Source organism: Candidatus Chlorohelix allophototropha (assembly GCF_030389965.1).
Classification (GTDB): Bacteria; Chloroflexota; Chloroflexia; order Chloroheliales; family Chloroheliaceae; genus Chlorohelix; species Chlorohelix allophototropha.
In genome coordinates this window covers 110,084-123,521 of sequence record NZ_CP128399.1, presented here as the reverse complement: position 1 = coordinate 123,521, position 13,438 = coordinate 110,084, and the positions used below count along the sequence as shown (strand labels likewise).

11 protein-coding genes are annotated in these 13,438 nt (G+C 47.5%); 6 read left to right on the top strand and 5 right to left on the bottom strand.

From position 1 onward, the window contains the following. Positions 1-136: 136 nt before the first annotated feature. The 3 genes from OZ401_RS00550 to mutS all read left to right on the top strand — a co-directional run bounded on the left by OZ401_RS00550 (position 137) and on the right by mutS (position 5,675). Positions 137-1,414 (top strand): hypothetical protein, encoded by a 1,278-nt coding sequence (locus OZ401_RS00550; protein WP_341468758.1) that lies wholly within the window; start codon positions 137-139, stop codon positions 1,412-1,414. Positions 1,415-1,476: 62 nt separating this feature from the next. After that, positions 1,477-2,928 carry an O-antigen ligase family protein gene (locus OZ401_RS00545; protein ID WP_341468757.1) on the top strand — a complete coding sequence of 484 codons (1,452 nt, stop codon included), beginning with the start codon at positions 1,477-1,479 and terminating at the stop codon, positions 2,926-2,928. Then, complete coding sequence (mutS, locus tag OZ401_RS00540) at positions 2,925-5,675, top strand: DNA mismatch repair protein MutS (protein WP_341468756.1); 2,751 nt, start codon at positions 2,925-2,927, stop codon at positions 5,673-5,675. Before OZ401_RS00545 ends, mutS begins: the two co-directional genes overlap by 4 nt. Positions 5,676-5,719: 44 nt before the next feature. Here mutS and OZ401_RS00535 read toward each other — a convergent pair whose 3' ends face one another. Then, the gene (locus OZ401_RS00535) at positions 5,720-6,811 is read right to left on the bottom strand and encodes an IS4 family transposase (RefSeq protein WP_341467879.1); all 1,092 of its coding nucleotides are present in this window, start codon (positions 6,809-6,811) and stop codon (positions 5,720-5,722) included. A 197-nt stretch (positions 6,812-7,008) separates the two neighbouring features. On the opposite strand from OZ401_RS00535, the gene OZ401_RS00530 reads away from it, so the two are divergent. The 3 genes from OZ401_RS00530 (at position 7,009) to larC (ending at position 10,317) form a co-directional block, all read left to right on the top strand. Further along, positions 7,009-7,761: a response regulator transcription factor gene (locus tag OZ401_RS00530; protein WP_341468754.1), complete on the top strand. Its 753-nt coding sequence runs from the start codon at positions 7,009-7,011 to the stop codon at positions 7,759-7,761. An 84-nt stretch (positions 7,762-7,845) separates the two neighbouring features. Continuing rightward, positions 7,846-9,018 carry a dual-specificity RNA methyltransferase RlmN gene (gene rlmN, locus OZ401_RS00525; RefSeq protein ID WP_341468753.1) on the top strand — a complete coding sequence of 391 codons (1,173 nt, stop codon included), beginning with the start codon at positions 7,846-7,848 and terminating at the stop codon, positions 9,016-9,018. 30 nt (positions 9,019-9,048) lie between these two features. Continuing rightward, the gene (gene larC, locus OZ401_RS00520) at positions 9,049-10,317 is read left to right on the top strand and encodes a nickel pincer cofactor biosynthesis protein LarC (RefSeq protein ID WP_341468752.1); all 1,269 of its coding nucleotides are present in this window, start codon (positions 9,049-9,051) and stop codon (positions 10,315-10,317) included. Positions 10,318-10,358: 41 nt separating this feature from the next. Here the strand turns inward: larC and OZ401_RS00515 are convergent, their stop codons facing one another. The 4 genes from OZ401_RS00515 to OZ401_RS00500 form a co-directional block, all read right to left on the bottom strand. After that, positions 10,359-11,102 carry a DedA family protein gene (locus OZ401_RS00515; protein WP_341468751.1) on the bottom strand — a complete coding sequence of 248 codons (744 nt, stop codon included), beginning with the start codon at positions 11,100-11,102 and terminating at the stop codon, positions 10,359-10,361. 150 nt (positions 11,103-11,252) lie between these two features. Next, entirely contained in the window at positions 11,253-11,933 is a 681-nt protein-coding gene (locus tag OZ401_RS00510) for a DedA family protein (protein ID WP_341468750.1), read from the bottom strand. Between the two features lie 97 nt (positions 11,934-12,030). Next, the gene (locus OZ401_RS00505) at positions 12,031-12,399 is read right to left on the bottom strand and encodes a hypothetical protein (RefSeq protein ID WP_341468749.1); all 369 of its coding nucleotides are present in this window, start codon (positions 12,397-12,399) and stop codon (positions 12,031-12,033) included. A 15-nt stretch (positions 12,400-12,414) separates the two neighbouring features. Then, the gene (locus OZ401_RS00500) at positions 12,415-13,437 is read right to left on the bottom strand and encodes a lamin tail domain-containing protein (protein ID WP_341468748.1); all 1,023 of its coding nucleotides are present in this window, start codon (positions 13,435-13,437) and stop codon (positions 12,415-12,417) included. Position 13,438 lies beyond the last annotated feature (1 nt).

The window sequence follows — 13,438 nt, the reverse complement described above, 5'->3', positions numbered from 1 at the left end:
GAAAGCTTGAGAATAGACACACAGGTCTTTTTGATGGTTACTGCAAAAAGCATAATGCTTTAATTTATGTAAAAAAAAGGTATAATAACCCCACAAAATTGTCCGGTTTTGCAATTCCTTTACCGCTAACTGCGCCATGTGGAAAAAACATCCCTTAACTCGCTTCATTTTCGGCTTCAGCCTTGCGTTAATTTTGGGGCTTGGACTTGGGGTCGCATACATAATTGGCGAGGATTACTGGAGCGATGGCAGCAACCCACCGGTTGTAGTTGAAGGCAAAATTGCTAACAAAAGCCCCCGCTCATACCCTCGCAACAATAACGGCAGCTTTGACCTGATAGAGAGTAATACAGGCTCATTAATTTCGCACTTTGAACTGCGCTCAGAAATGATTCGGCAAATTCAAAACGGGCAAAATGTGTTAATTTCTATGTCTCCCCACATCCACCATATATATTCGCTCAATGTCGAGAACTTAGGAGAATTGGTACAAGATGAGTGGGTAGCAGGGGTGCTTTTTCAGGAATATCAGGCTCCCGCATTCTGGACAGTGGCATGCATTATTATATTAATAGTGTTTATTCTTATCTATGCACTGGTTAAGCTTGCAGATTGGTTGTTGCCGCCTTATCGTAAACGTGGAATAGTAGTGGCGCGGATTGAGCAAGCCGATTTCAACGCGGCAGGCTATGGCTTGCTGTTACGCAGTTTGCCCGCGCCAAAAGCCCGGAAAAATTTGCGCTTTGAATTAAATGAAAAGGATTTTCTGTCAACCGATGGGGTGGATTTTGTCGAAGTCTGCTACACGCCTCTATTCCAGTTTGTAAGAGAAGTAAAAATACTACGGCGAGATGATTTTGAGCTAGAGCAACTACTGGTGTTGGAGCAGGAACAGCGCAAGGCGATAAATTTGCGCTATATGCCGGGCTGGCAGCAAAAATTAGCCCTGCTATCTGATGGTATAATCGCTACAGCATTATTTTCTGGTGGTGCGCTTTGTTTATTCAACTCGATTCCAAGTTGGCTGGATTCTAATTTCAGCAACTACGGCGCTACTGCCGAGCGTTTTCTTTTGCCGGGTACAGCTATTTTTCTGTTTTGTATGGGCTTGCTTTTCAGCGTTAACTTTTTGCGTAAACTCAAAGACCTGAAAGCGCCCAAAAAGATTACAATAGGTCCGGTGTTGAGCAAGTGGCGCGTGAATGGCGGCACGAACGATACCCGCCGCCAGATTGTGGTAGCAGACGGTGGTCTGGAGTCAGGCAGCGACGGGGTGCGGAAATTTGAGATAAGCAATTTTCTATTTGATGAATTGCAAGTAGGCGATGTGGTAGAGATAGAGCATACGCCGCGCCTGCGCTTTATCGTGCGGTTGGAAGTAAAAGGACATCAGGAATTGCTACGAGAGGTCTAGCCCGATAAGCGGAATGAATCATTGAAAAGTTAGAACATTTTCTTGAAAACAGCTAAAGCATCTTGAACTATCAAAAAGCTACTTCCAAATCCCTGATACTAACTCCCGAAACCCGCAAACTGATAATGCTGGTAGGAAGCGCGTTGTTGTTGGGCGTGGCGGGCGGCTTTATGGCGGTGGCGCTACCCAACCCTCTTTTCGGCTTTGGCGCGGTAGCAGGGCTGGTAGTAGCTTATTTCATGCTTGGTCGCCCCATCTTTACCCTGATGGTAGGAATAAGCATAGCGTTGCTATTACCTTTTGCCGTTATCCCGGTAAAGCTTGGCATTACACTCACTCTATTAGAAGCAGCTCAACTGGCGCTATTCACGGTCTGGTTATTCCGCTTGGCGCTCCGCAGTGACGACGAGGATCAAAAGCTGGTTTCTTCACCCTTCGATTGGGCAGTATTACTGTTCTTGGGCGTATGCCTATTCGCTTTTATTCTCGGCTTTGGCTACGTGAACAGCACCGATGTGATGCACAATTTCTTCAAGTTGATGCTTTCCATCGTGAGTTTTTTCGCCATAATAAATATTGTGCGTACCCAAACGGTGCTGGATAAAGTGGTGAAATTGCTGGCATTGGCAGGTTCTGGGGCAGGTTATATCGGACTAGGGCTATATGTATTGCCGCAAACATTGCAAGAGCGGCTTTTACTGGCGTTGCAGACCATCGGCTACCCCACCAATCGGGTGTTGCGCTATGTGGAGGACGACCCCGCCAAAGGACAACGCGCCACCGGAACCAGCGTTGACCCGAATAGCTACGGCGGTTTGCTGGTACTGGTAATTGCACTACTTTTTGTACAACTGGTTTCGCCCAAACCCATTTTCAAACGTTGGGTGCTGGCATTGTTAATGCTTGGTCCTGCTGCTGCGCTGGTGCTGACCTATGGGCGTGGGGCGCAATTGGGTACGCTGGTAGTAGTCGCTTTCGTGGCAACGGTGAAGTACCGCAAAATCTGGTTATACGCTATCCCGGCAGCTATCGCTGGCTGGCTGGTGTTGCCGGGTAATATCAAAACGCGCTTCGCCGAGGGCTTTGCCCTGCAAGACCCTGCCACCTTGATGCGCCTTGCCGAATACCAAAACGCCCTTGAAATTATCCAACGTTACCCATGGTTTGGGGTAGGTTTTGGCAACGCCCCTTCGGTTGACCTCACGACAGGCGTTTCCATGATTTACCTGACCATCGCCCAACGCATGGGCTTGTTTGGTTTGGTTTCCTTCCTACTGGTAATAGTTTTATTTTTCGCTTTCTGCCTTAAAGGAATGGGGCGCTTACCTGACCCACGCCAGCAGGCATATTTGTTGGGCTTTGCGGGCGGCATTGTGGGAGCGTTGGCGGTTGGAGTGCTAGATCACTACTTTTTCAATATTGAATTCTCGCATATGGCGGCGCTCTTCTGGTTATTTATGGCGCTGGCAGTGGCACAGGTGAAGATTCAGGAAACTAAAGCTGACAAAAAATGAGCAACGAGAACGGGCTAATACAACAATATAAGAAAATCAAGGCACAATACCCCGACGCGATATTGTTATTTCGGTTGGGCGATTTCTACGAGACTTTCGAGCAGGATGCTATTACCGCTTCCGAAAAGTTAGGCTTGTATCTCACCAAACGAGGCTTCAACAAGAATGACAGCTTGCCGATGGCGGGTATTCCCTTTCACGCCCTAGAACCACATCTCAAAAAACTGGTGGATTTGGGCTATAAGGTCGCCATTTGCGAGCAAATGACTGAGCCAAAACCGGGTTCGTTGGTGCAGCGCGAGGTAATCCGCGTGGTAACGCCCGGCACGCTGGTAGAACCGCACTTGCTAGAACCGCGCCGCAACAATTTTATCGTGGCGCTGTGGCTGGAAGAGAAAAGCGCAGGGTTGGCTTATACCGACATAACCACCGGGGAGTTTCGCGCCACCGAATTTAATGAACAAAACCGGGCGGAATTGCTCAATGCGGTGCGGCAGGAGATTGTGCGCATCAACCCGGCTGAATTGGTCGCGCCACGCCGAAACGAACAACGCCGCATTCGCCCTGAAATGCTGTTCCAGACCGAAGCGGACGAAGATGACCCCTTGCTGCCTTATCGCGCCCTTACCACCGCTTGCGAAAAAACGATGCTCACCCAGTTTGAAAATTTTCGCTGGCAAGAAGATAATGCCCGTCACGCCCTGCTGGAACATTTTGAAGTAGCCTCGCTGGAGGGTTTTGGTTGCGCGAAGATGCCTTTGGTAATTCGGGCTTCAGGTGCACTGGTCGCCTATCTCAAGGAAACGCAAAAATCCATCGCGGCACGCCTCAATACACTGGTTACTTACAGCCTTAAGCAATTTATGGCGCTTGACCCACAAACCCGCCGCAACCTCGAACTGGAAGAGTCGACTCGCACAGGGCTGAAAAAAAACTCGCTTACCGCCGTACTGGATCGCACCCATACCGACATGGGAGCGCGTTTGTTACGCCGCTGGATTGGGCAACCACTGTTGGAAGTACCTCGCATTCAAGCGCGTCTCGATGCGGTAGAAGCCCTTTATCGCAACGCCACCTTGCGCGATGCTTTAATAGACCATCTCAAGAATATTCGCGATATAGAGCGCACTACGCAGCGTATATCGCAGGGCGTGGCTGTTCCCAAAGAGCTATTATCTTTTAAGGCTTCGCTGGAACGGGTAGAACCTCTCGCCGAACTGCTTAAAACCGCCCAACCAGAAGTGCAGAGCGCGTTAGCCTCTATTATCAAACGACTTGACCCTTGCACCGATGTAACCGGACGCATTACCGAAGCAGTAATTGACGACCCCGATTTGTTGGCGCAATTCGCAGGACGTGGCGCGGTAAACAAGGCGAAATATGTCATCCGCGAAGGCTACTCCGAAGAAATGGACTCCATCAAAATCGGAGTGCGGGAAGCAAAAGAGTGGGTTGCAAAGCTAGAAGAGCGGGAGCGCACCCGAACCGGAATCCCCAACCTGAAGGTAAGTTACAATCAGGTTTTTGGCTATTACATCGAGATTAGCAAATCTTATCTTTCGCTAGTGCCACCCGATTATATACGCAAGCAGACGATTGCCAACGGCGAACGCTTCTTCACCAGCGAATTGAAGGAGAAAGAGAGCCTAATTGTCACGGCGCAGGACAAAATAGATGCGCTGGAAACCCGCCTTTATAAGGAGTTGCTTGAGTTTACGGGTACATTTACCGCGCGACTGCTGGAAACCGCCTCGGCAGTGGCACATATTGATGCTTTTGTAGGGCTGGCAGAAGTAGCCGAACGCAATAACTTCGTGCGCCCACAAATCAATAACGGTTCGCTGATAAAAATTGTGGCGGGGCGACATCCGGTGGTAGAAGCGGCAAACCCCGATTCGGTCTTTGTACCCAACGATGTGACGCTCAACACCGAGCACGAGCAAGTTATTATAATCACCGGACCTAATATGGCGGGTAAAAGCACCTTTATGCGTCAGGTTGCATTAATTGTGTTGATAGCGCAAATTGGTTCTTTCGTGCCTGCCGATTCAGCAACTATCGGGTTGGTTGATCGAATCTTCACCCGCGTAGGGGCGCAGGACGACATTTCTGGCGGACAAAGCACCTTTATGGTAGAAATGACCGAAACCAGCTATATCTTGTCACACAGCACCCCCCGCAGCCTAATTCTGCTGGATGAGGTGGGGCGTGGAACTAGCACTTATGATGGATTGGCAATCGCCCACGCCGTAGTAGAATATATCCATAACAACCCCAAATGTGGCGCAAAAACCCTCTTTGCCACTCATTACCACGAATTAATCGAACTGGCGAATGTATTACCGCGAGTGGTTAATTACAATGTGGCTGTTACCGAGGAAGGGGGCAAGGTTTTATTTCTACGCAAGTTAATACCGGGAGGCGCAGATCGCAGTTATGGCATCCATGTGGCGCAACTGGCAGGCTTGCCGCGCAGCGTAATCCATCGCGCTGAAGAGTTGCTGGCACAATTGGAAGGGATAAACGAAAACGAAATGAAACGCGGACGCTCACGTAAAGCCGCCCGACAGCCCAATGGGTATGAAGAATCCACCCAAATGAGCTTATTTTCAGCCCCGATAATGCAAGTTGAAACTGAGAATCCACTACTGGCAGAATTGCGAGAATTGAATATAATGGAGTTATCGCCAATAGAGGCTATAAACAAACTTTATGAATTGCAACAAAAATCCCTGAAAAACGAATAAACTCTATTTAATATAGTTATTTGTCCTTTTGCTACCGTACACAATTAGAAATCCTCTAAAAGAAAAGGGATAAAGGCGACTGGTAAGGGTAAATGTTCATTCAAAAAATGCTCAAGCAGGTTCAAACCTAAATTGAACAGGCTCAAATCCAGTCGTTCGGTGCGATGAATGACCCGGTTCCAGCCTTCAGCTAAAGCTATCGTACCCAGATGTACAATCCAAAGATAAGCCAGACAAGCCGCTAACAATAACCTTTCTAGCCGTTTAGGGTCATCCAAATGGCTCTTGTCCAGCCGAAACCCTCGGCTCTTGCTATCGGAAAAGAAGGTTTCAATCCTAAACCTCTTTTTGTAGTACCGGATTGCTTCCTGGGCTAGAGCCAAATTACTCACCAGATAAAGTGGCTCACGGTAAGGCTTTTGCCAGACCGCTATGACCAGTACTGGTCCGTACTCGTGTTTGCTGAATGCTACGCCGCTCTGACTCACTACCTGACCAGGCTGAACCCCTAACTTACTGATGGCATAATGAGCTTGTTCATCCAACCAGACCTGGCTATTTTTAGCAGTACGACAGACATACTGCCAACCGTAATAATCTAACCGTCTTAACAAACGACAGCCATCGAATTCACCATCACCCAAAAAGACTACTTGGCTACCAGACGGAACCAACGAGTGAACTTGCTTTAACAATCTGATGTGCAAAGCTTGAGCTAAATGTCCCTTTTTAGCCTTAACCACCAACCAACCCAAAGGTAAAGCCCGCCCCTGATATACTACACTGATTACTAAGCCCATTCCACCAGCACCAACCTGACTGCCATCTATCACCAGTACCAGTGGACAATGACACAGGCTACTCAGCAATTGTTTGGCGAAAGGAGCATACACCACTTTTTGGTTAAAGTTATCATTTTTGAGCAATCGGCGCATTCGGATGATGCGGCTTTCCCGTTTAGTTTTATCTGGCACTTTGGCGGCGATATTAGGCAACGCACTATGCCGACTACCTACAATCCCACTGATCACCATCGCTAGAATTGTTAAATATTGTAATTCGCGCCCCTGCGCTTGTGGGTGGAGTTGCAACAATTGCTGTTTTATGGCACGATGTCGGCGAAGGTTGTCACTCATTTTGGTATCCTTTTGCTTTCTACTTTGGTCGGTAAGAAAACTACAGTTTACCACTCTGCCTCAACCTTCTCCTCCTTTTCCTCTCCTTTATATCTGTACGGTAGCAAATTTGTCCTTGATCGTTATGTTAATTGTTAGGTTTTCCTGTTAAAATAGAGTAGTTAATCAATAAAAAGGAACATAGTGGTATCTATTTTATGACAGAAAAAACCAACTCAAACGCAGAATCGGCAAATACCGCAATTGCCGATAAAGTACTAGTAGTTGACGATGAGTCCGATATAAGGGTTTTGGTTGAATATCATCTTAAACGCGCCGGATACAATGTACTGGTGGCAGAAGGTGGTAAACAAGCAATTGAGATTGCGCGCAAAGAAAACCCGGTGGTTGCCTTGTTGGATCGAATGATGCCAGAAATGGACGGGGTAGAAGTCTGTCGCCAGTTACGCCAGATTAATCCGAGCATGTTTATTATGATGCTCACTGCCTTGGACACGGAGGATCAGAAAATTCTCGGTCTAGAAGCGGGCGCAGACGATTATGTTACTAAACCCTTCAGTGGACGCGAACTGGTAGCACGTGTAAACGCAATGATGCGGCGCAACAAAATCCAGGCTGAAATAATCTCAGTACCTAAAGCCACCGAAGCTCCTTCTCAAACCGGGTTGATTATAGATTCAGAGCGAAGGCAGGTTTGGAAGAACGGGCAGGAACTGGATTTGACCAAATTGGAATTTGACCTACTAAAATACCTACATGATCATCCCGGATTGGTTTTCAGCCGCGACCAATTATTAGAGCAAATCTGGAATTATGATTACTTTGGCGATGGGCGCGTAGTAGATGTACACCTAGCGCGTCTGCGTAAAAAGCTAGAGGAAGACCCTTCCAACCCTCGCTATGTGCAGACTATTCGGGGAGTCGGCTATAAGTTTTCGAATAAACCTTAACCACTTTGCTTATCCTAGCAGTAATGGTAAAATTTCTCCCGTAACCAGTGAGGCTACGGGATTTTTTATTGATTGGATGTATAAATGCTACCGCAGGATTTTCAGGCAGATCTAGCCGAAATAGAAAATATAAATATTGCCACCGCTTCTATACCGCTTACCCAGACAAGCAAACCGCTGCCTGATTTGCTTGCGCTTGAGCGGGATGAATTGAAAAATGTTGTTTTGAGCTTCGGGCAACCTGCCTTTCGCGCTAACCAGATTTGGGACTGGCTATATCGGAAATTCGCCGCAGAGTACAGCGAGTTGGGCAACTTGCCTCGCCCTTTGTTGGAAAAATTGCAGGGAAATTATCGCCTTGCCCCGCTGGAAGTGATAGCTGAAAAAGTTGCGCATGACGGACAAACCCGTAAAGCTCTTTTCCGGCTATGGGACGGCGCGGAAATCGAAACGGTATTAATGCTTTACTCCGATCGCGCTACTGTATGCGTTTCAACGCAGGCTGGCTGCGCGATGGCTTGCTCTTTTTGTGCTACCGGCTTGATGGGTTTGAATCGTAACCTGACGGCGGGGGAAATCTTGCAACAGATCTTGCACTACGAGCGTTTCCTGATAAACACCGAAGATCAAAAATTGACTTTGGGGCATAAGCGGGTTTCCAACCTTGTGTTTATGGGAATGGGCGAACCGTTGGCAAATTACCTGAACCTCTGGAAAGCGATTCGACGCTTGCATGACCCGGATGGTATCAACCTGAGCGCCCGTAAAATGACCGTTTCCACGGTGGGTTTACCCCAAATGATAAAACGCTTCGGGCAAGAAGAACTGCCGGTGAATCTAGCTCTTTCGCTGCACGCCCCAAATGATACGCTACGCAGCCAGATGATGCCTATCAGTCGCCGTTATCCCATCGCCGAGCTAATCGAGGCTTGCCGGGATTATATCGCCAATACCAATCGCCGCCTCAGTTTTGAATATACACTGGTAGAAGAGGTTAATGATACGGTGGCTTGTGCGCGAGAACTGGGCAAACTCATCAAAGGAATGTTATGCCACGTAAACCTGATTCCGATGAATCCCGTTCCCGGTAGTAGCCAGCGCGGTTCTGATATAAATCGAGTTAAGGTTTTCCAAGCAGAATTGACTCGTTATGGTATTCCTAACTCGGTGCGGGTGGAGATGGGACGCGATATTCAGGCGGCTTGCGGACAGCTAAAGGTAGCGCAAGACGGTAAACACAGCCGTTTGAGTCAATAACCCACAAGGTACTTTCAGAAAATATAAGCAATGGGCAAACTGATTTATTTTGACGCATTTTCCGGTGTAAGCGGTGACATGACACTCGGCGCATTGCTGCATGCCGGAATGCCGCTTGATTACCTCAAAGCTGAACTGGCAAAACTCGGTGTAGCTAATTACCATCTTGAAATGAATCGAGTCGAGCAGCATGGCATCAGCGGGATAAAGCTAGATGTAATTTTAGAGCAACCGGAACTGGAAACGCAGCGCCATCTCCGCGAGATACTCGCTATTATCGAAAACAGCGCATTGATTGATAGAGTCAAGGATAGAGCCTCTCGCATTTTCCGGGCGTTGGCAGAAGCCGAAGCGCAGGTTCATGGAGTACCGCTTGAACAGGTGCATTTTCACGAGGTCGGGGCAGTAGATGCTATCGTGGATATTGTAGGGACGTGCCTAGGCTTCGAATATTTCGAAATAGAGCATTTTTATTGCAGCGCATTACCGCTGGGTAGCGGCTTTGTAAATACGGCGCACGGAATTCTGCCTGTGCCTGCCCCTGCCACCCTGCAATTGCTGGCAAACGCCGGGGCTATTTTGTCGCCCCAAGTAACCCTATCCAATGGTAGCCAATACCCTGCCCGCAGCGAAATGGTAACGCCTACAGGAGCGGCAATTGTAACAACCTTGTGCCGCTTCACCCAACCCGCTATGCAACTGGAAAAAATCGGCTATGGCTTCGGGAGTCGCGAATTTGATTGGCTAAATGCGCTGCGCCTGTGGCTAGGAGAACCTCTGCCAGAAACTGAGACTCATAAAACAATACAGTTAACACAGGAATCGCTTACTAGCGACCCTTTTGAACATGACGAAATTTGCGGACTAGAAACCAATCTTGACGATATGAGCGCGGAAGGCTTGGGTTATCTGATGGATAAATTGCTGGCAGAAGGCGCACTAGATGTTTACTTCAGCCCTATCCAGATGAAAAAAAACCGCCCCGGTGTAATGCTAGGCGTGCTGGCAAATACCAGCGATGAAGCGCGTATTGCCGAGCTTATCTTGAAAGAAACCAGCGCCTTTGGCGTGCGAGTAAGCCAATATCGCCGTTACAAAGCCGGGCGCAATTTCCGAGAAGTGGAAGTGGCAGGCTCAAAAGTACGGCTCAAGCTCAAGTTTCTCAACGGCATAGCGGTAGAAGCCGTGCCGGAATACGAAGATGTAGCGGCAATCGCACGCCGCACCAAGAGACCATTCCGTGAAATTTATGAAGCAGCAAAAAACACAGCCGAAATAAAAAATCCCCCTCCGGCATAGCAGGGGGAAACTCCGGTACTAGCCATAAATTAACCGCGATTTTAGTCTTTTTTATTAAGTTGAGCGGCAGATTCCACCTTACCATCACGTTTGAGCAACTTCTTGAGGCTATTCGTAAAGCGCATCCGGTTATCTTTTTCCTTGAAAATATGGTATATCCCCGGCGCAACTGAAACTAAAATAATCAAGAAAATAATTGGCAACAGGAATTTATCTATATCCGGTATCACCTGACCCAAGAAATAGCCAGCGAGAGTGATACAAACTGCAAATACGAAAGCGCCCACCACATTGTAAGCTAGAAATGTGGCATAGCGCATTTTGCCCATGCCCGCTACAATCGGCGCGAAGGTGCGCACAATCGGCACGAAACGCGCCAGCAGAACTGTTTTGCCACCGTATTTATCGTAAAATTTTTGAGCGCGAATAATATGATCCTTATGGAAGAAAAATGAATCTTCCTTGTTAAATAACTTCGGACCAAACTTGCTGCCTGTCCAGTAACCTACACTATCGCCCAAAACAGCGGCAATAAAACATAGGGGAACCAGTAACCAGATATCAAACCAACCCTGAGAAGCAAAAAACCCGGCAGTAAAGAGCAAACTGTCACCCGGAAAGAAAAAGCCGAACAGCAAACCCGACTCGGCGAAAACAATCAGCACTATGCCGAACAAGCCTAGGGTTTTGATAAGATAAACAGGATCGAGGAAGAAGCCGCCTTCTTTGGCAACAACGTCTGTTGCTGCAATTACATCATAGTCAAGAAAAATTGTCAGTTCCAAATCCCGCAAACTCCTTCTCGGTTATATTTATTAAATTTTCCCACAAAAAACCGTTCACCATCCCTTGTAGTCGATGGTTAAGCTTAACAACAAAGCTCTCGACAGGTGAGCGGCAAAAAGGATATGTCAAATTTCAATGAAAGCGGAGGCTTATTCCTTGCCTTTGCCGCCTACAACCGAAGCAGCAAGGCGTTCTTGCTTGCGCTTTTTCAGCGAATTGTACACAAACCAAACTACTAGAAGTAGAATTACAGCAATGATGGGGTAATCTAACCAGCCGATTGAGTTGCGAACCGACTCAAATTGTGCCCCCAACACAAACCCTACCCAAGCTAAAGCCAGCGACCAAATAAATGAACCTATAAAGGTTAAAGGTAAAAATATGGCAAGATGCGTGCGTACCACACCGGCAGGCAAACTTACAAATGTGCGTACCACCGGTAGCAAACGAGAAATAAAAGTGGCAAGGGCGCCCCAACGATCGAGCCATCGTTCGGCAATTTCCAGATGCCCAACGTTAATCAGCACATACTTGCCGTATTTAACTACCAGAGGTCTGCCGCCAAAGAGTCCGATATAGTAGCCGATTATAGAGCCGATTGTGCAGCCTACACCACCGATTACACCAGCCCAGACCAGTTGCAGCCACACGGGAGTATCACCGGCAATATTGGTCACCAGCAACCACCCTGCCAGCGGCATAATAATTTCGCTGGGTAGCGGAATCATCATGCTTTCAATTGCCATCATCGCTATTACGCCCCACCAGCCAACACTATGGTAAAAAGTTGTCAGGAAGTCGATCAGCCAGTTTTCAAGACCCTTTAACACAATTAATCCTCCGATAAATAGTAAAAAAACCACTATTTCCAAAATAGTGGTAAAGCGGGGTTTTGTCAATAAAAAATTATTACAGTCAGGTTAAAAACTATTCTCTAGTCCAACGCCAATACAAGACTACCGGGATTAATGCCAGAATTGAGGCAACCAGCAAACCCACATTTGAGATAGTACGGAAAATCCAAAGCGCTACCCACATATTACTATCTCCGGTTAGGTTCGGATACAAGTAAATATTCGCGACATAGTGCGGTATGGAGAAAGTCAAAATCAACAACCAACCCGCAATGCGAGTAAGTCCTTCTACCGGGGGTTTTTGGATAATTTCTAACAATTCTCCCAGAATACGAGCAAACCAGAAGAGCGCCAGAGCCAATATAATAAAGCCTATATCCAGCAGTAAAGCCTGGAGTTGTTGTTGCTGGAATAACTCTATAACATTGCCGAATACGGTCATCGCCTATGCCTCCCTTTACTCAGCCGCCAGTATATCTTTGGCAATATTGCGAAATACATTGATAACCGCAGCACAGGCTATACCGGAGATGAATAACGAGGTAAAACCAATCCAGCGATCTTGATCGTTTAAACTGCCTCTGGAAATGAAAGCTAGAATTGTAACAACGTTATAAACCATAATTCCGATTGGGGCTAGCAACAACAACTGCCAGTAGGTGCGTTGTTGAGCCAAAGTCTCAAAGCGGCGGGCAATTACCGCTATCATCACGAATACCAGAAAAAGTATCAAACCGCCAACGATAGTAATAACATTGGTAGCTTCATTCAGCAAGAAATTATATTTTTCACGAGGTTGTGGCACTGCGCCGCCCGGCGAAACCGATTCGTGAATGGTAAAGATACCCGGTTTATTTACATCGCGCGCGCCGGTCGGTGGAGTTCTCCCTAGACTTTTGGGATTATCACCCCCAATAGAAGAAAGCGAAAGATTTACCGAACCGGAAACGCCAATTTTATTCAATAAGCTTTGCGAAGGGTTACCCCACCCGACTTGATCAAGCAACTGACCTCCCTGCAACAAAGTAATGGCATCATCTTTGGGGTCAAGATCACCCAGAACACTTGAACCATCAAAGGGTACAGCTTTAGAAGAGGGAAAGGCGGCTTTGAAGTTCGAAACGCTTGATACCACCAATAGGTAAGCGCCGCCCGGAACTGGTTTTCCTTGTCCTACCTCTAGTAAGTCTGATTTTGTGGGGATTAGCGCGGTTGCCTTTTGTTTACTCAAATCCAGCGAGCCTTTAGCAGTTCTAAGGGTCAAGCCGGTGAGGTCTAGGCTATTTTCTCCATCCTTACCTGAAGCATTCGCGAGAATTTCCACCCATTGCAAGCCGCCTGCCGCAGAACCGGAATATACTTCATTCAACAAAAAACCGGTCGTATTCCCGCTGGGCGTTAGTTCGCCACATGCAGCTAACCCCATCACCAGAACCATCAACATAGCAATGATGTAAGGTAACCGCTTTTTATGTTTCATA

Excerpts from the sequence above, each read along its gene's own strand:
- OZ401_RS00550 (WP_341468758.1), top strand. The coding sequence starts at position 137 with ATGTGGAAAAAACATCCCTTAACTCGCTTCATTTTCGGCTTCAGCCTT.
- mutS (WP_341468756.1), top strand. The coding sequence starts at position 2,925 with ATGAGCAACGAGAACGGGCTAATACAACAATATAAGAAAATCAAGGCA.
- OZ401_RS00535 (WP_341467879.1), bottom strand. The coding sequence starts at position 6,811 with ATGAGTGACAACCTTCGCCGACATCGTGCCATAAAACAGCAATTGTTG.
- OZ401_RS00530 (WP_341468754.1), top strand. The coding sequence starts at position 7,009 with ATGACAGAAAAAACCAACTCAAACGCAGAATCGGCAAATACCGCAATT.
- rlmN (WP_341468753.1), top strand. The coding sequence starts at position 7,846 with ATGCTACCGCAGGATTTTCAGGCAGATCTAGCCGAAATAGAAAATATA.
- larC (WP_341468752.1), top strand. The coding sequence starts at position 9,049 with ATGGGCAAACTGATTTATTTTGACGCATTTTCCGGTGTAAGCGGTGAC.
- OZ401_RS00505 (WP_341468749.1), bottom strand. The coding sequence starts at position 12,399 with ATGACCGTATTCGGCAATGTTATAGAGTTATTCCAGCAACAACAACTC.
- OZ401_RS00500 (WP_341468748.1), bottom strand. The coding sequence starts at position 13,437 with ATGAAACATAAAAAGCGGTTACCTTACATCATTGCTATGTTGATGGTT.